General features: G+C 61.5%; 14 protein-coding genes. 9 read left to right on the forward strand and 5 right to left on the reverse strand.

Annotated elements, in window-relative coordinates:
* Window positions 1-8: 8 nt before the first annotated feature.
* From NKJ37_RS11045 to NKJ37_RS11055, 3 genes are read right to left on the reverse strand one after another with little or no spacing between them, the layout of a single operon-like run.
* On the reverse strand, window positions 9-1,115 hold the full coding sequence (locus NKJ37_RS11045; RefSeq protein WP_352440331.1) for an ABC transporter ATP-binding protein: 1,107 nt from the start codon (window positions 1,113-1,115) through the stop codon (window positions 9-11).
* Window positions 1,115-1,852 carry a GntR family transcriptional regulator gene (locus NKJ37_RS11050; protein ID WP_127321023.1) on the reverse strand — a complete coding sequence of 246 codons (738 nt, stop codon included), beginning with the start codon at window positions 1,850-1,852 and terminating at the stop codon, window positions 1,115-1,117. The genes NKJ37_RS11045 and NKJ37_RS11050 overlap by 1 nt, the downstream gene beginning before the upstream one ends.
* The gene (locus NKJ37_RS11055) at window positions 1,852-3,186 is read right to left on the reverse strand and encodes an aspartate aminotransferase family protein (protein WP_352440330.1); all 1,335 of its coding nucleotides are present in this window, start codon (window positions 3,184-3,186) and stop codon (window positions 1,852-1,854) included. The genes NKJ37_RS11050 and NKJ37_RS11055 overlap by 1 nt, the downstream gene beginning before the upstream one ends.
* A gap of 14 nt (window positions 3,187-3,200) precedes the next feature.
* Here NKJ37_RS11055 and NKJ37_RS11060 point away from each other — a divergent pair, with 14 nt between their 5' ends.
* The 7 genes from NKJ37_RS11060 to NKJ37_RS11090 all read left to right on the forward strand — a co-directional run bounded on the left by NKJ37_RS11060 (window position 3,201) and on the right by NKJ37_RS11090 (window position 10,190).
* A complete protein-coding gene (locus tag NKJ37_RS11060) occupies window positions 3,201-4,364 on the forward strand; it encodes an ABC transporter substrate-binding protein (protein WP_128306012.1) in 1,164 nt (387 codons plus the stop codon).
* A 31-nt stretch (window positions 4,365-4,395) separates the two neighbouring features.
* Window positions 4,396-5,595, forward strand: coding sequence for an ABC transporter permease (locus NKJ37_RS11065; RefSeq protein ID WP_164893116.1), 1,200 nt, complete (start codon window positions 4,396-4,398; stop codon window positions 5,593-5,595).
* Window positions 5,592-6,401, forward strand: coding sequence for an ABC transporter permease (locus NKJ37_RS11070; protein ID WP_128306010.1), 810 nt, complete (start codon window positions 5,592-5,594; stop codon window positions 6,399-6,401). The genes NKJ37_RS11065 and NKJ37_RS11070 overlap by 4 nt, the downstream gene beginning before the upstream one ends.
* Complete coding sequence (locus tag NKJ37_RS11075; protein ID WP_352440329.1) at window positions 6,398-7,576, forward strand: amidohydrolase; 1,179 nt, start codon at window positions 6,398-6,400, stop codon at window positions 7,574-7,576. The genes NKJ37_RS11070 and NKJ37_RS11075 overlap by 4 nt, the downstream gene beginning before the upstream one ends.
* Window positions 7,576-9,009 (forward strand): NAD(P)/FAD-dependent oxidoreductase, encoded by a 1,434-nt coding sequence (locus NKJ37_RS11080; RefSeq protein ID WP_352440328.1) that lies wholly within the window; start codon window positions 7,576-7,578, stop codon window positions 9,007-9,009. Before NKJ37_RS11075 ends, NKJ37_RS11080 begins: the two co-directional genes overlap by 1 nt.
* A gap of 2 nt (window positions 9,010-9,011) precedes the next feature.
* Window positions 9,012-9,374 carry a EutQ-related cupin domain-containing protein gene (locus NKJ37_RS11085; RefSeq protein ID WP_164893115.1) on the forward strand — a complete coding sequence of 121 codons (363 nt, stop codon included), beginning with the start codon at window positions 9,012-9,014 and terminating at the stop codon, window positions 9,372-9,374.
* Between the two features lie 177 nt (window positions 9,375-9,551).
* The gene (locus NKJ37_RS11090) at window positions 9,552-10,190 is read left to right on the forward strand and encodes a response regulator transcription factor (protein ID WP_352773822.1); all 639 of its coding nucleotides are present in this window, start codon (window positions 9,552-9,554) and stop codon (window positions 10,188-10,190) included.
* A 351-nt stretch (window positions 10,191-10,541) separates the two neighbouring features.
* Here NKJ37_RS11090 and NKJ37_RS11095 read toward each other — a convergent pair whose 3' ends face one another.
* Window positions 10,542-12,635, reverse strand: coding sequence for a DUF5801 repeats-in-toxin domain-containing protein (locus tag NKJ37_RS11095; protein ID WP_352759530.1), 2,094 nt, complete (start codon window positions 12,633-12,635; stop codon window positions 10,542-10,544).
* A gap of 1,166 nt (window positions 12,636-13,801) precedes the next feature.
* On the opposite strand from NKJ37_RS11095, the gene NKJ37_RS11105 reads away from it, so the two are divergent.
* Together NKJ37_RS11105 and NKJ37_RS11110 are read left to right on the forward strand one after the other, a co-directional pair.
* Window positions 13,802-15,571 carry a type I secretion system permease/ATPase gene (locus tag NKJ37_RS11105; protein WP_352773823.1) on the forward strand — a complete coding sequence of 590 codons (1,770 nt, stop codon included), beginning with the start codon at window positions 13,802-13,804 and terminating at the stop codon, window positions 15,569-15,571.
* Window positions 15,568-16,917 (forward strand): HlyD family type I secretion periplasmic adaptor subunit, encoded by a 1,350-nt coding sequence (locus NKJ37_RS11110; RefSeq protein WP_352773824.1) that lies wholly within the window; start codon window positions 15,568-15,570, stop codon window positions 16,915-16,917. Before NKJ37_RS11105 ends, NKJ37_RS11110 begins: the two co-directional genes overlap by 4 nt.
* 21 nt (window positions 16,918-16,938) lie before the next feature.
* On the opposite strand, the gene NKJ37_RS11115 is transcribed toward NKJ37_RS11110, so the two are convergent.
* Complete coding sequence (locus NKJ37_RS11115; RefSeq protein ID WP_352773825.1) at window positions 16,939-17,775, reverse strand: sulfite exporter TauE/SafE family protein; 837 nt, start codon at window positions 17,773-17,775, stop codon at window positions 16,939-16,941.
* Window positions 17,776-17,790: the final 15 nt, after the last annotated feature.

Consider the following 17,790-nt stretch of genomic DNA (forward strand, 5'->3'; position numbering starts at 1 on the left):
TTTTGTTGTTATCTATCGAGCGCGAGGCAATCCTCACGACCACAGCCCAATCGAACCGCCTCGCCCGCATTGAGTTCGGACCGAGACGACGATGCGGCAAGCTTGACAATGAATTTCAGGCCGCCCGCCGTCACAGCGACGAGCCGGATGTGATCCCCGACATAGACGGACTGAACGACGGTTGCCGCAATCACGTTGAGGGCGGTGGAGCCATCGTGCAATAAGGACATGCGCTCGGGCCTGATCGACAGCGTCACCCTGGCGCCCGCAGGGGGCGTCGCGCCAGGGGAAATGGCGTTCAACACCAGATCGCCATCGTCGAGACGGACGGCCACGCCACCGTTTTCACCGCCGGCAACCACCGTGCCGGACATGCGGTTGTTCTCGCCGATGAAGCTCGCCACAAAGCTGCCCGTCGGACGCTCATACAGTTCGCGTGGTGTCGAAAGCTGCTCGATGCGGCCGGCGCTGAACACCGCGATCCGGTCCGACATGGTCAGCGCCTCGGTCTGGTCGTGTGTCACATAAACGAACGTGACGCCAAGCCGGGCATGGATATCCTTGATTTCGAACTGCATCTGCTCGCGCAATTGCTTGTCGAGGGCGCCGAGCGGTTCGTCCATCAGGACAAGATTCGGTTCGAAGATCAGGGCGCGGGCAACCGCGACGCGTTGTTGCTGCCCACCCGAAAGCTGCGCCGGACGCCGGTTGCCGAATTCGGGCAACTGGACCATGTCGAGAACGTTCCTGACACGTCGCGTCACCTCGTCGCGGCCAAGTTTGCGGACCTCGAGCGGGAAAGCCAGGTTTTCGGCGACCGTCATGTGCGGGAAAAGCGCGTAGTTCTGGAACACCATGCCGATGCCGCGACGATTGGCGGGAACGTTGTCGATGCGCTGACCGTCAATGAGGATTTCGCCCTCGGTAGTATCTTCGAACCCCGCAAGCATCATCAACGCCGTCGTCTTGCCAGACCCGGAAGGCCCCAGCAGCGTCAGGAATTCGCCGCGCATGATTTCCAGGTCGAGCTGACGCACCGCCTGGACCGTCTGCCCGTAGCGCTTGCTGACGCCACGAAACTCGACATGAACCGGGCCACGCGGGGATCCGCCCATCACCGCGCCTGCGCCTTGGGATCACGGCGTGCCGAAGCCGGGCGTTTGCGCGCAGGCTGAGCCTCAGCCGCCGCGGCGGCGCGAAGAATGATGTCGGCGGCCTCGCGCAGGTCGGCCACCAGCGCCTTGCGCGCAGCCGCGCCATCGGCGCGACGCAGCGCCGCGAGCATTTCGTCATGATGGTCCAGGCCCAGGCCGTAGGTCACGTCCGAGCGGACGATGTTCAAGAACGGTCCTGCTTGCAGCCACAATTTCTCGATGATTTGCTGGATGAGAGGTGACCGTGCGGCATGGTACATCGTGAAATGGAAGCGCCTGTTCAAGCCGAGATAGCTAGCCATGACATTGCTCTCGACGCATTCGCGCATCAGCCCGTTCAGCTTCGCCAATTCATCGAGTTCTTCGGGCGTGATGGTCGTCGCGGCCCACTCGGCCGCCGTTCCTTCGACGCTGCAGCGCACACGCACCAGATCCGAAATACGCGCCACCGTGGCCTCGGGGACGATGACGCCCCGATTTGGGTGGTCGAACATCGCCTCGTCGCTGACGAGTTGCCGCAAGGCCTCGCGCACCGGCATGGCGCTGGTCCGGTACTGTTCGGCAAGCTGTCGCACGACCAGTCTTTGGCCGGGCAGGAAGTCACCGTTCATCAGTGCTTCCTTCAAGCCCGTATGTACACGAACATGAGCTGTCTTTTGCGCGGCCGAGCCGGCACTGGCATCCTTGCGATCAAGCATCAGTTTGTCCGGCGCGGCAGTATTTTGAGGTTGCTCGACAGGAAATCGTCGAATGCGCCGGCGAAGCCGTCGAGTTCGGCGTCGCCAGATGGCAGTGACAACGCCAGCATGCCGCGCGGCGTCACGTAGTACCCTCGCAACAGCATCTCGATATGCCAAAGCGCAATCACCGAAGGATCGGCATCGTCGAGCCGCGCCGGAGTATCCACCGGCCCCCTGACGAAATGCAGGTTCATCAACGACCCTCGCCCGATGACGATGCCCTCGACGCCACGCCTTTCAAGGGAAACGTTCATCGCTTCACGCAGGCGGTCGCCGCGCGCATTGATCGCGCGGCTCGCCTCTTGCGTCAGCACCTGGGTCAGACCGGTGAAGCCAGCAGCCATGCTGAGAATATTGTTGTTGAACGTCCCGCCATGCGAGAACGAACCGGGCAAAGCCGGATCGAAGCGATCGACGAGGTCGGCGCGTCCACCGAATGCGCCAAAACTGGCGCCGCCGCCGATATACTTGCCGAGCGTCACGAAATCGGGAAAAATCCCATGCGCCCCGTGGAGCGCGCGGTAGTCGAGGCGCGAAGTCATGACCTCGTCGAAAATCAGCAGCGCCCCGGTCTCCTTCGTCGCCGCGCGCAGCGCTTCCAGGAACTCACGCGTCGCCGGGATGCAGCCGCCGCCGCCCATCATCGGCTCGACGATCACCGCGGCAAGCTCGTCGCCCTGTTCCTTTATGAGCGCCACGGCGCCTGCACTATCGTTGTAGTCGGCGAAGACAAAGGGGAACGGTAGATTGAGTGGCGAGCCGCCATGCGCAAAGGTGAGTACACCACCGTGGTAGCCCTCGCGGAATGCGAGTATCTTCGAGCGCTGCGTGATGGCGCGAGCCGCCGAAATAGCCATGATGTTGGCTTCAGTGCCGGAATTGCAAAAGCGAACGCGCTCGATGGCCGGAAAGCGGTCAACCACCGCGGCAGCCAGGCGCGCTTCGTAGCGGTTGGGCGCACCCAGCATGATGCCGCCCTCTATGACGTTCACCAGGGCCGCCGAAATCGCCTTGTCGGAATGACCGTAAAAACCGGCACTGTATTCCGAGACCAGGTCGACATAGATGTGCCCGTCCAGATCGGTCACCCTGCAGCCTTCGCCGGAAACAAACGATACGGGGAATGGCGGATACCATAGAACAGCCCTCGTATTGCCGCCCGGCAACGATGCCGCGGCCTCGTTCTGCCGCGCCAGGCTGTTCGGGTTGGCGTCAGCGAAACGCTGTCGGGCCTCGTCCAGAACAGCAGCGAGACTGACATTGGCGCGTACGTCTCTGGTGCCTTGCAGCATTCGATCAAATCCCTTTGGCTTTTTCACTTTTTTGCACCGTATCGCAAATTCCTGTTGCTAATCAACCCATTTTGCGCTTGAAATTTGATCAAATATACAACGAAAAAGAAAGGGGAACTGCAATGAGGACTTATCTGCAAACCGTATCTGCCGCCGCGATCTGCCTCGCGACCTCGACTTTTGCCGTGTCCGCGGCCGAACCCGTCACAGTGGTCGGCTGGGGTGGTACATGGGATAAGGCCTACAAGGATGGGGTCTGGGACAAGTACACCGAAAAGACGGGCGTTCCGATCGTCATGGAAGAATGGGGCGGCGAGGTCGCCAAGGTGCGTGCCCAGGTGCAGGCGGGCAACATCACTTATGACGTCGTCTCGGTCGAAGCGCCCGCCATGGAAGTCGGCTGCGCCGAAGGCCTGTTCGTTCCGCTGACGCCAGAAATCACAGGCGACGCGGCCAATTATTTGCCGGGCACCCTGCACGAATGCGGCGTCGCGTCTGATACCTGGGCCACGGTCCTTGCCTATAACACAGATGTCTACAAGGGCGACGCCGCGCCGAAGAGCTGGGCGGATTTTTGGAACGTCGAGAAATTTCCGGGAAAGCGCGGCCTCTACCAGCAGGCGCAGTTCACGCTGGAAAACGCGCTGATGGCCGACGGCGTTAAGCGCGAGGACATGTACAAGGTGCTGGGCACGCCGGAAGGCGTCGACCGGGCTTTCGCCATGCTCGACAAGATCAAGGCGCACGTCGTCTGGTGGTCCACAACGACGCAGGGCATCCAGAACCTCGACAGTGGTGAAGTGGCTCTCAGCGACGGGTTCAATGCGCGCATCACCAACGAAGCCATCAACGAGAAGAAGCCCTATACGATCGCATGGGACGCTGGCTTCTTCTATGGCACCGACTACTGGGCGGTGGTGAAGGGCGCGCCGCACCAGCAGGCCGGGCTGGATCTCCTCAAGTGGTTCTCCATCCCTGAAAACCAGGCCGGCTTCTCGAAACTCTATGCCTATGGCACCGGCCGCAAGGAAGCCGCCGACCTCATTCCCGCGAATTGGAAGGCCAACCTGCCGACGTCGCCGGAGCACCTTCAGTACGGCGCCTCCTATGACAACGACTTCTGGACCGAGCACAAGGAAGCACTGGAAGAACGCTTCAAGGCCTGGCTCGCGAAGTAACCTAGGCATGTTGGTCGGGGCAAAGCCGGCTATGAAGCGGCGTCAACGGGGCGGCATGCTCGCCCTGTTGACGGCCCCGCTTATCCTGTTCGTCGTCATTCTGTTTCTGTGGCCGGTGGCGCGCTTCCTCGCTCTGGCCGTCGACAACTCGGATTTCTCGAACAACCTGCCGCGTACAATTGCCGCTCTGGCGGGCTGGAAAGCAGATAGCGGCCTGCCTGGCGAACCCGTCTTTGCAGCACTCGTCGAGGACCTGGCCGACGCGCGGCGCGCCGGGAAGGAAGGCGTCCTGGCGCAACTCGTGAACCAGCGCGTCGTCGGCAGCCGTTTCCTCGTCATCAAGACGGCAAAGGATGCGGCCGACGGCAAGCTGACTATGCGTCCCGTGCGCGACGAGGTGCTCTCCAAACAGGCCGGCTGGAAAGACATCGATCTCTGGCAGGTCATCGCGCGTCAACAAAGCGCGCGAACGGACTATTATCTGCTTGCGAGCCTGGACCTGAAGCGAGGCGCGGACAATTCGATCGAAGCCGTTTCCGCCGACCGCGCCATCTTCGTCGACGCGCTGCTGCGCACGATCTGGATCAGCATCGTGGTGACCGTCATCTGCGCGGTGCTCGCCGTGCCGCTGGCGCAGGCAATTGTCAGCGCGCCGCCGGCCTGGTCGAAGCTCATGTTCGCGCTGATCCTGTTTCCGCTCTGGACATCGCTGCTGGTGCGCACCGTCATCTGGATTATCGTGCTGCAGAAGAACGGACCCGTGAATTCCACGCTGCTTGGCCTCGGCATCGTCAGCGAGCCGCTCAATCTCATTTACACACGCTTTTCGCTCTATTTGGCGATGGTTCAGGTTCTGCTGCCCATGATGGTGCTCTCCGTCGTCGCTGTCATGCGGCGGGTTCCGACCACCTACATGCGCGCGGCACTCTCGCTGGGTGCGCCGTGGCTCACGGCATGGCGCCGCGTGCAGTTGCCGTTGATCCTGCCAGGAATCCTGTCTGGCGGGGCGATCGTTTTTGTCTTCGCTCTCGGCTATTACATCACCCCGACGCTTGTCGGCGGGCCGACCGACCAGATGATCTCCAGCTACATAGCTTTCTACACGAACAGCACACTGAACTGGGGCATGGGTGCAGCGCTTTCGCTGCAACTGCTGATGATCCTCGTCCTGTTTGCGTTGCTGTTCTGGACGGCGTCCGTCCTCTTCCGCCGCAAGGCGCATGTCGCATGAGCGCCGACCGCTTCCGGAAGTGGCTGATGTATGCCTATGCGGCGACGTTGCTGGCGTTCATCATCCTACCCCTGCTGATCGTGATCCCTATGTCGCTGACCTCGAGCAATTCGCTGGCATTTCCGACGCCGGGCTGGTCGCTGCGCTGGTATGCCGAACTGTGGGTCGACCAGCGTTGGCCGAACGCGCTGTGGAACTCGATCGTCATCGGGATATCCACCACGGTTCTGGCGTTGCTGCTCGGCATACCTGCGGCGATCGGACTCGCCTGGGGCAATTTTGCCGGCAAACGGATCCTCTACGCGGTCATCGCCGCGCCCTTGGTGACGCCGGTTGTCATCGTCGGCGTCGCGGCCTTTTCATTCTTCGCCACACTGGGACTCGTCGGCAACAAGCTATCGATCATTCTGGTGCATACGGCGATGGCCGTGCCTGTGATGCTGACGACTGTCGTCGCCAGCCTTTCGACCTTCGACCGGACATTGGTTCGCGCGGCGGCATCGCTCGGCGCCGGCACCATGCGCACATTCTTCAAGGTAGTGCTGCCGCTGATAGCGCCGGGCGTCATTACAGGGGCCATCATCGCCTTCATCATCTCTTTCGACGAAGTCGTCGTCGCAAGTTTCCTCTCGACAGGCGCGGAGCGAACCTTGCCTCGCATGATATTCTCCGGGGTTCGCGAGTCCATCAGCCCTGCTATCGCGGCCGTCGCTGTGCTGCTGATCGCCTTCTCGGCGACCCTGCTTGGTGTCATCGCCATCCTTCAGAGCCGCTCGCAAACTCTCCGCGCAAGGGCATCGGCATGAGACTGGTTCCATCGGTGCAGCAGTTGGAGACAGAGATGACGGCCTGGCGGCGGCATCTGCATGCCAATCCAGAACTCGGCTTCGAAGAGTTCGAGACGGCGCGTTTCGTGGCGGACAAACTGCGCTCGTGGGGCATCGAGACGATCGAAGGCGTCGGTCGGACAGGCGTCGTGGGTACGCTCAGGGGCAGGCTCGGCGCTGGTCGCGGGCTTGGCATCCGAGCCGACATGGACGCCCTGCCGATGACCGAGGCGCGGCCGCTGCCGCATGCGTCCCGCATTCCCGGGAGGATGCATGGCTGCGGCCATGACGGTCACACGACGATGCTGCTCGGCGCAGCCTCGGCGCTTGCCCGCTCGCCCGACTTCGCCGGCACCGTGCATTTCATTTTCCAGCCGGCCGAGGAGGGCCGAGGTGGGGCACTCGCCATGCTGAATGAGGGCCTTTTCGAGCGTTTCCCCTGCGATGAAGTCTACGCGCTGCACAATTGCGAACGGCCGCTGGGCGAGATCGCCGTCCACCATGAGACGGTGGCAGCGGCGGCCGATCGCTTCGAGATCGTCGTGCATGGAAGGGGCGGCCATGCGGCGATGCCGCATCTTGCGATCAATCCACTTCCCAGCGCCGCGCGCATCCTGCTGGCGATAGAAGCCCTGCCCGGACGCCTGACCGATGTGCACTCTCCGGCAATCGTCACCGTTGGCAGCCTGCGCGCCGGCGAAGCCTTCAACACCATCCCCGATGCGGCGTTTCTGACCGGCACCGTGCGCACCTTCGACCATCAGGTTCAAAAGACGCTGGAGACGGCAATCCGCCGCATCGCGAAAAACGAGGCTGAAGCTTTTGGCGCCAGCGTCGATATTCGCTACGGAACGCCCTTCGCGCCGACGATCAACACTCCGGCGCAAGCCGACGCGATGATCGCGATTGCGAACGAGGTGATGGGCTCGGAACGTCTCGTCGTCGATCCGCCTCCCGAGATGGGTTCTGAAGATTTCTGCTACATGTTGGAACAGCGGCCGGGCTGCTATTTCTTGCTTGGCCAGGCGGACGACGCGCACCAGGCCGCCGCGCACGACACCAATTACGATTTCAACGACGCTATCCTGCCGATGGGCGCCAGTCTTTGGGTCAGGCTGGTGGAGCGCCGCCTGTCCGCGGCAGGCGCATCGTGATGCAGTTGCCGGAAAAAGACATCCGCTGGCGGAGCCATTGGCTGCGGCAGGCATTGCCCGAGGACCCGGACCTTGCGCCTCCGCTCGAAGAGACAACGCAGGCCGACATCTGCATCGTTGGCGGCGGGTATCTCGGACTGTGGACCGCCATTCGCCTCAAGCAGCACAATCCAGGCTTCGATGTTGTCATTGTAGAGCGCGACATTTGTGGTGGTGGCCCGAGCGGCCGCAATTCCGGAATGGTGCTTTCGGCATGGACCAAATACAGCGCGCTTGCCGCGCTGCGCGACGGAAACGACGCGCTTTCGATCATCAAGGCATCCGAAGCCGCGATCGGCGGCATCGAGGCTTTCTGCAAGGCAGAGGCAATCGACGCCTGGTTCGATCGCATCGGCTGGATCTGGGGCGCTACGTGCGAAGCACAGCTTGGCGCCTGGGACGACGCGTTAAACAAGCTGGCAGCGCATGGCTACGTTCCGGCGCGGCGAGTTTCGCGCCCTGAGATCGCGGCGATGGCCGGTACGACGAGCCACCTTGGCGGTGCGTTCGACGCTTCGTCGGCAACTGTGCATCCAGGGTTCCTGGTGCGCGGCCTGCGTCGTGCAGCGCTGAACCGCGGCGTTCGGATCTATGAAAAGTCGCCGATGAAGCGGTTTTCACGACGTGGCAAGCTCACGGTGGAAACGGCGAAAGGAACTGTGTCCTGCGGCAAGGTCGTGCTTGCCATGAATGCCTGGTCCGGCGCGATTCCGGAACTGGCCCCTGCGATCTTCAACATCTCCAGCGACGACGCCATGTCACAGCCCATTCCAGACCTTCTCGACAAGGTCGGCTACCGCCGGGCGCCGCTGATGATCGATTCCCGCGTCTTCGTTGGCGGTTGGTCTCCGACGCGCGATGGTCGGCTGTCCGTCGGCGTCAGCGGTGGCGTCATTGGCTTCGGCGGCATCGTCGACCAGCGTTTCCATGGCCTGTCGCCACGGGTCGCCGAAATGCGTCGCGCGCTGCGGGATGGCCACCCAGCGCTCGCCGATTTCCCGCTCGAGACATCGTGGAACGGCCCGATCGACCGGACGGTCAGCGGCGTGCCGCTGTTCGGCGCTTTGCCCGCTAACCGCGATGTCGTCTACGGCTACGGCTTTTCCGGCAATGGCACGACAATGGCTTATATCGGCGGCGAGATCCTCACCGGCCTGCTGACTGACGGCGAATCGGAACTGACGCATTCGGCGCTGGTGCGTCCGGTGGCGCGCGGTTTCCCGCCCGAACCCTTTCGCTTCGTCGGTGCGCATTTCGTCCGTGGCGCGGTGCGTCGGCGCGACGATCTCGAACATGCCGGGCGCAAGCTGGATCCGGTGACGAGATGGCTCGCCGGGATGGCTCCGTCCGGCGTCACTCCCTCCAAAGCCAATCTTCGCGCAAAGAAAGGATGACGATGTCCAAGGCCAAGATTTTCAAGCACAGCGAGTTGACTCTGAAGCCATCAGTCACGCCGACCGGAACGTCGTCGATCGCGCGCGTGATCAATGCCGAGATCAGCCGGACCATGGGCGGTGGCATCGAGTATCTGGAGAACGCCTCGATCGACTGGACCGTGACCTATGACGAGGTGCTGTTCATCCATGAAGGCACGCTGACGATCGAACTGGATGACGGCCGCCACGAATGCCGCCCTGGCGACATCGTCTGGCTGCCCAATGGCACGCATCTGAAATACATCGCAACCGAACGCACCGGCTATTTTTACTGCCTGTACCCGTACGACTGGGCCGCGCGGCAAGGGACGTTAGAACCTTGAAAGTGACAGGCATATCATAGGTTGGCTTTTTACGGCGCCGATCCGCCTGGCAGACGGCGGATTGTCATTATAGCAACATGCATATTAGCTATTCCTTGACAATCTGCCTGGGCTCTGGTTTCCTGATTTAACGGGTGTTTAACCAAGTTCGTTGCGTTTTTTTCGGACGGTGTTGGTATGTCGACTTTGGTTGTCGCCGACCCGCGGGGGGTGTATCTCGCCGGTCTGGAGTGGGTGTTGCAGAAGGCTGGGCACGATGTTGTCGCCCAGTGTCGCCGCCCTGTGGACGTTCTCGCTCATGTGGAGCGCCATCAGCCTGATATCGTCATCGTGGGCGTGGATCTCGCGGACCAGCAGACATCAGGTCTCTCCTCACGGCTGAAGGCTGGCAACAGCGCTCTCGGCATCATCTTCATCGTGCAGCCAACCGGCAGGCTCGATGTCAAGGAGATACAGACGCTCGACGTCGACGGCCTGTTTCTGGACGGCATCAGCCATCGCTTTCTCATCGAATGCGTGAATGCGGTGGCGGCGGGCAAGAAGTGGATCGACAACAAGATTGTCCAGCAACTGCTGATGCCCGGGTCGCAGCCGCAGTCAATGTCCCGGCTGACCGGGCGGGAGACCGAGATCGCCGATCTCGTCTCGCGCGGGTTGCGTAACAAGACCATCGCGCAGCGGCTGCATTTATCCGAAGGCACGGTGAAGATGCACCTGCATCACGTCTACGAGAAGCTGCACCTCGGCGGCCGGACGGAACTGGCCTGGATGACGCACGGCAAAGGCCTCGCCCCCCCAGGAACGGGCCTCCTCTGAAAGCAGCACTTTTTACGGGCATCGACGTGAGGCCGGCAGCGGGCCGGAAAGCCGCGCGATGGCATCGGCCGTGACACCCTCTGTTCTCGACGATTGCGACAGCCTGCTCTCGGTCCGACCCGCCTGATAACCGGGGCATTTCAGATTGGCTTGGCGGTTGCTGGCTCTCCCCTCCTCCGGTTCCTTCAGCCAAACAGGCTGGTTGTCGGAAAGCCGCCACAGCATACACCGCAAGCCGCCGCTTTGCATGTCGCCTGGTTTGAGTCCAGAGCCTTGGTGTCTTGAACATCCGGCCCCTCGAAGGGGGCCGGATCGCCTGCGTTGAAGCTAATGAAGGCTGCGAGAACGTCATTAAACGATGAAGTCCTGGCTTGCGAGGATGCTCAGTGTTTGCGTAGCAGCATCCCCGTCGAGGTCGGTGTTTGCCAGAGTGAATTCGAACGGCTGATCGTCAACTGGGCCCTCGATGCTCGTCGAGAAGTCGAGGATGCGAACACCCGAGTTGGCACCGCCGACGTGGAACTGAACGTAGGCCGTGTCGAAGGCTTGCCCACCATCGTCATCGATGGTCACGGTCTGATTGCCCGAGCGCAAGCCAGTAACGTTTTCGATGGTGTGATCGATCAGATTGCCGCCATCGTCGTAAAGCCACGATTCTACGGTGATGGCGTTGATGTTTCCAATTCCTGCGACCGCGAAGGTTAGATTGTTGATGTCAGACCCGTCCGCAGTGGAGAAGGTGAAGCCCTCGTTGTTATTGATCTGCGAAGCCTGACCGCCTTTCACGCCGAAACCAACTGCATCGGGGTTAAGGTCGTCAGCCGCTACAGTCGGGCCTCCCAGTGGAGTGGTGTTGAACGGCACAAAGGCTGCCTCGGTCGCGTCCGCTGCGGGCGTAGCGTTGAAGATCAGGCCGTCAAAGACGATGCTGCCGGTGTTATCCACCGTGGGTACTGTCAAGGTCTCCTGGGGACCGCCCGACTTGACCGCATTGAAGTTGAGGTCGGACTGCTCACCCTGGGGTGTGAAGAGCACGTCGAAGGTGTATCCCGAGTCGGTCACGTTCAGTTGGTAAAGATCCGTATCGGTGGCCACGTCGCGGTACGTCAGCGTGGTTCCGTCGTTGGTGAGAATCTCCTCGATGTCAGCGCCACCGAGATCGGTATATTGGGTGATGGTGACGTGTGAGCCGTCGGCTCCGGGAGTAAGGTCGAACGTCCCTGTGTCCTGTTGATTGGCGGCCAATCCGACCTGGAACGGCGTTGCATCACCAGTGATGCCGTCGAACGTCGGCCCGGCATCCTCGAACACGAGGTGCGTCCCGAGATCCTCGTGGTTGACGACCGTCACCTCGCTCGATGATGGGAACGCGACTTCAAGGTTCTCAACGCGCACACCGGAGGTGCTCTGCTTCGTGTCGTAGGTAAATCGAACGTAGATTTGATCGACGCTATCCGCCGACTCGATGGTATAATTCTCAAAGACGGCGCTGCCGGAAGGTAAAGTTACTGTGTCAGTGCCATGCTCAACTATCACCCCATTATCGATAGTCCACCACTCGATGTTAACGCTCTTCACACCGCCTATGCCCTGGACGTCGAACCTGATGCCGCCGATCTCGTTCGCATCCGGAGTGGCAGAAGTCCAGGCCGCGTCTTGGACGAAGAAGCCCTCATTTTGATTCATCTGAGAGGCTTGGCCTCCCTTCACACCGAAGCCGACGGCGTCGGGATTCAGATCATCATTGGTTCCGGGGTTCTTGTTGATGGTCGTCGGATCAGTGACTGCACCTGCCGGGAAGATGATGCCATCAAACTTGGCGCTGTGATTGTCAGTGAGATCGGCTGTCGCAACCGTGAGTGTCTCCTGTGGGCTACCTGACGGGATCGACGCGAAGTCCAGCACCTGAAACGTCGTTACAAGTTCGGTGGTCGTTACATCCAGTGTGATCTTGCCCTGGGCAAATGACAGGATGTCGTCATCGTCAATGACAGGAGGATCACCAGGAACGTTGTGCTGCAGCGGTTCGTATTGAATGAGGTAAATCTGCGCCGATGACAGGTCAGTCTCGTCAAGCGCAACCGCGAACGCCAAGGCGCCAGCGGGATCGGCGTCACCATTCCCGTCGGCCTCGCGCCCATAAATGATGCCGTCTTGGTTGTAGAGGAAGATTTCCACACCGTCGACGGTAAAGAGGCCGCTCGACGTGCCGTCAGCGGGGATCGACAGCGCCAGATCGGTCGCTCCGGTTGTGTCAAGGAGGGCGGTGTTGACGGCCACCTGCGGGAAGCCTGTCGCGGGGTCGGTAGGACTGATTCCAAGCACGCCGAGAGCGATGAGCGCGTCGCTCAGCGTCTGGTCGAGGAGGACATCATTATCATCGGTGACGGTCTGTACGCCGATCTGCTCGTCGAGAACGAGATTGGTGGCGGTAATCGTAGTCATAATCTTCCTCCCAATTGTGATCGAGCTGTTCCAGGGTCAGTTGGAATTAGGTCAGGGCGCGCCGAAAATGGTGGATTTCGAGAACCGGAACAGAGCACGCCTTGACGGGCGTAAGTTCCGGAGGCGTAGAAAGCTACGATTGCCCGTCCGCCATCACTTGAGATGCCACTTGAAATGCTAACAAACCCCAGATGCTCAGGGGTCAATTTGGCGCAGCCTAAGGATGGCAAGTCAACTTTCCGTCTGGTAGTATTCTGACCTATATCGAACGATATATATCGTTTTCGATAGGGTCGCCGTCGACAGTATAAATGGGAATATTGACTTGGCGGAGAAGCGCCGTAGTGAATACCCGCGCCGGAGCAAACCATACGTGTCAAAAGCCTTGGCCCGATCGGCGTCGCCCTCTATGTAGGGCACGTCGCTTAGCGATCGCCGGAGCTTATCGGGTTGCGCAGCCCGGCGAGCGCGGATGAGCTTGGCCGTGTTGGGTGATCAGGCGCGGTTCTTGAAGCGCCCGCACTCATTGACAGTCTCGATGATCTCACAGTGATGCGTGAGACGATCCGAGTTCATCGAGGACGACGAAGCCGAGGCGAGTGAGATAGTCGGCGCGACACTCGGTCTTGAGCTGGTTGAGCAGATCGACGACGTTGCACCTATACCACGTTTACGAAAGCTGCACCTCGGCAGCCGGGCGGAGCTGGCCTGGATGGCGCATGGCAAAGGCGCTGCGCGTCCAGGAACGGGCCTCCTCTGACACCAGCACTTTCAACTGGCATCGACATGAAGCTGGCAAAGGGGCCGGAAAGCCGCGTGATGGCATCGGCCGTGATACCCGCCGCAGCGCCTGTGCCGGCCTGATCTATCGAAAGGTATATATCGTTCGATCAGGTGCGGACATTGATCTCAATACTATCGAACCGGGAATGGACGCCTCCTCGTCGGCGGCGACACAATCGAGGATCAAAGGCCGCAGTTCAGCGCGTCAGCGCGCCAGCGGATGCACTCGGGGGATGCACTCGGGTAGGGCATCTGGGGGGATCCCCTTTTCTTTATGCGTTCAAAAAGGGGGGAATCTCGATGGCACTCACCATAGCAACTTATGGCTGGACTAACTGCAATCCCTTGCGCCGGATGTCACTCCGCACACCAGAGAAATAGCGATGAAAACCAAGCAACAGCCCCCTGCCCTGCAGGTAGTCATGAAAGAGGTCAAACGCGCCATTCGGCCGCTGATCTGGTTCAGCGGAGGCATCAACGTGCTGATGCTGACCGGGGCGCTTTACATGCTCCAAGTCTACCACCGCGTGCTCGGCAGCCATAGCCTGGAGACGCTGGTGATGCTTTCGCTGATGGCGGCGGCCGCGCTCGGGACGCTCGCCGGGTTGGAAGTAATACGCGGGCGTCTTCTGGCCAAGGTCGGTTCCTGGATGAATGCGCGGCTGGGACCGGTTCTGCTGACTGCATCGGTGGAATACGCCGCCTCGGCGCCCGGCCAGGCCAACGCCCGTGCATTGCGCGATCTGGACCAGGTGCGGAATTTTTGCACCAGCCCGAGCGTCTTCCCGATCCTCGACGCTCCTTGGGCGCCGCTGTTTTTCGCTGCCATTTTTGTCATGCACCCATGGCTTGGATGGCTGGCGCTCGGCGGCGGGATCGTCCTGTTCGCTTTGGCGCTGCTCAACGAATACGTCACGCGAAAGCCCTTGACCGAGGCTGCGGGTGCGCAGTCGCGGGCATATGTGCAGGCCGAGGCTGCAATCCGCAACGCCGAGGTCGTCCAGGCCATGGGCATGCTGAAGCCCCTGTTGGAGGGCTGGAAGGCACAGCAGGACGAGGCGAACAAAGGACAAGTTCTTGCCGCCAACCGGGGTGGGGCCATCGCGGCTATCGCGCGTTGTCACCGGCTGGCCCTGCAAATGGCGATACTCGGCCTCGGCGCCTATCTGGTACTTCGCAACGAGGCCTCGCCCGGTATCATGATCTCCGCCTCGATCCTGATGGGCCGCGCATTGTCACCGGTCGAGCAAGCCATCGGCACATGGAAGGCGACGCTCGGAGCGCGTGCCGCCTATCGGCGTCTCACCGCTGTCGCCGGACAGCACCGGGAATCCACACCGGTTCTGCCGCTACCACGACCGAAAGGCAGGTTCGAGGCCGAGAACATTGTGCTTGCCCGACAGGGTGGCGAACATATCCTGAAAGGCATCAACTTCCGCCTCGAGCCGGGTGAAGCGATGGCGTTGATCGGTCCGAGCGGGGCTGGCAAGACGAGCCTGGCGCGCATACTCGCCGGTGCCTGGCGCCCGTCCGCGGGGCGCGCCTTGCTGGACGGAACGGATGTTGCCCAATGGGCGGCGGAAGACCGTGGCCGTCATGTCGGCTACCTACCGCAGGACATCGAACTCTTCGCCGGCACCGTGTCCGAAAATATTTGCCGCTTCGCGACGCTCAACCCGGCGGTCTTCAACAAGGTGGTCGAGGCCGCGCAGTTGGCAGGAGTCCACGAACTGATCAAGGGACTGCCGAAGGGTTACGCCACCGAGATCGGCGAATCCGGCGCCGTCCTGTCAGGCGGGCAGCGCCAGCGCATCGGGCTGGCGCGGGCACTCTACGGCGACCCCGCGCTGCTTATCCTCGACGAACCCAATTCCAACCTCGACAGAGAGGGCGAGGAGGCATTGATTGCTGCTCTCGGCGTGGCCAAGGCCACGAACACAACCGTTATCCTGATCGCGCACCGCCCCAACCTTTTGGACAAGATAGACAAGATACTGGTGCTCAACAGAGGTCAGCAGGATCTCTTCGGGCCGCGCGACCATGTCTTCAACGAACTCGCCAACCGTGTCAGCAAGGTGGCCCATCTGCCCAAGGCGGCCCAGTTGCCAGCCCTTGAAGTGGTCAAGGAAATCAAAGAGGTCAAGGAAGCATGAGCCGCCCCCCCGGATTGAACGTCGTGCCGCTACCCCTTCCCCCGCCCTCGCTGCTGGAACCGGTGCCGCTGCGTCTCACCGGCGTGACCTGCACCGGGTTCGCGATCATGTTCCTGTTCTTCGGCGTGGCCGGGGGCTGGGCGGCACTGGCGCCGTTGGACAGCGCCGCCGTGGCGCCGGGCGTTATCAAGGTGGCCGGCGACCGCAAGCTCATCCAGCACCTCGAGGGCGGCATCATCGCAGAGTTGAACGCCGCCAACGGGGATATCGTCAAGACCGGCAAGGTCCTCGTCCGGCTCGACGACACGCAGGCAAAGGCGCAGCTCGACCTGATCCAGAACCGGATAGCAACGCGTGAGGCGCTGGCCGCGCGTCTCAGGGCCGAGCGTGACGGCAAGACCGGGATCGAGTTCAATCCGGCGTTGCTCGCAGACCCCGCCACGGCCGTGAAGGACGCGGTGGCAGCACAGCGTGACGTGTTTGCCGCGAAGCACCACAATCTGAAGGACGAGCGGGAAATTCTCGGCCAGCGCCGTCACCAGGTCGAGGAAGAGATAACGGGACTGGAGCAGCTTATCGTCACCGAAGACAAACAGATCGAGGCAATCGAGGATGAAAGCAAAGACCTTGAGGGGCTGCTCAAGAAAGGGCTGACCACCCGCGAACGGAACCTGTTGCTCAGACGCCAACAGCGGGAGATCGAAGGGGAGCGCGCTACCAACATTGCCGCAATCGCCCGTGCCGGAAGCGCCATGGCCGAGATTGATATGCAGATCCTGAACCTCAACACAGTGCGGCTGAACCAGGCCGTCGATGAGTTGAGCAAGGTCGAGGCGGAGTTGTTCGACCTCGGACAGCAGGAGCGCTCCGCCAAGGACGTGCTTGACCGCACCAACGTCGCCGCACCGGTTGACGGCATCGTCATGGACCTGAAGGTCCATACGGCAGGCGGCGTCGTGAAACCCGGTGAGACATTGATGACGATCGTGCCGCTCGGACAACAACTCGTGGTCGAGGCCATGGTCAAGCCGGAGGATGTCGAGACGATCGCACCCGGACAGCTCGCGCGCGTCAGCTTCCCGGCGTTCGCTCGCTACAACCTGCCGCCGCTCGAGGGCGTCGTGGAGATCGTGTCGGCTGACCGCATGGTTGAGGAACGCAGCGGCGCACCTTATTTCGCCGCGACGGTTGTGATCGACAAAAGCGAACTCGGCAAGCTGGAGGGCCGCAAGCTGCTGCCCGGCATGTCGAGCGAGACGATGATCCGGACGGGGGCTCGCACCGTGCTCTCTTATCTCGCCGAGCCAATCACGCAGAACTTCCGCCGGGCCATGCGGGAAAAATAGCCGTACGCCGCCCAACGAAATTCAAGACAGCAACATTCGCCCGGCCGTGATCGCCAGGAAGAACGCAAAGGCGAGTTTCAGGTAGCGCGGGTTGAGCGCGTGGGCGAGCTTGGCGCCCAACGGTGCAAACAGAAAGCTCATGGGCGCTATGATGGCAACCGCCGGCAGGCTGACGTAACCCAGGCTGAGCGGAGGCCTGCCGGCGATTTCAAGACCCGACCAGATGAAGCCGGCCACTGCCGGAAGCGCGATAAGCAGGCCAAGCGCCGACGATGTGCCGACGGCACGATGCACCGGAAAGGAGAAGCTGGAAAGCGTCGGCACCGACAGTGTGCCGCCGCCAATTCCCATGAGCGAAGAGACAAAGCCGATCACAGCAGCGATCGCGCGGTTGATCCAACCGCTTTGCGGCAGGTGATCGGAGATCACGAGGTGCTTCGGCAACGCCATGTTGACGGCCACCAGCAGGCCGACGACGCCGAAGACCAGCCGTAAGCCGGCGCCCGGGATGAATTTCGACATGATGCCGCCGACGAGGGCACTGACGAAAATCGCCGGTCCCCAAAGATTGAGCAGAGGCCGATCGACATTGCCGCGCCTGTTGTGTGACCGCATCGACGAGATCGCGGTGGGGATAATGACCGCAAGCGATGTCGCGACCGCCAGATGGCTGATCACAGCAGGCGAAAAGTGGAACAGGCTAAGCACCCAGAACAGCACCGGAACGATGACGATGCCGCCTCCGACTCCCAGCAGACCGGCGAGCACGCCGGAGGCAATTCCGGTCATGGCCAGGCCGGCGATCAGCATTGCAATCGTCAGCCCGTCGAAAACCGACGTGTCGAATCCGAAGTCCACTGTGATTTCCCTTTG

The organism is Mesorhizobium sp. M0140 (assembly GCF_040322475.1).
Lineage (GTDB): Bacteria > Pseudomonadota > Alphaproteobacteria > Rhizobiales > Rhizobiaceae > Mesorhizobium.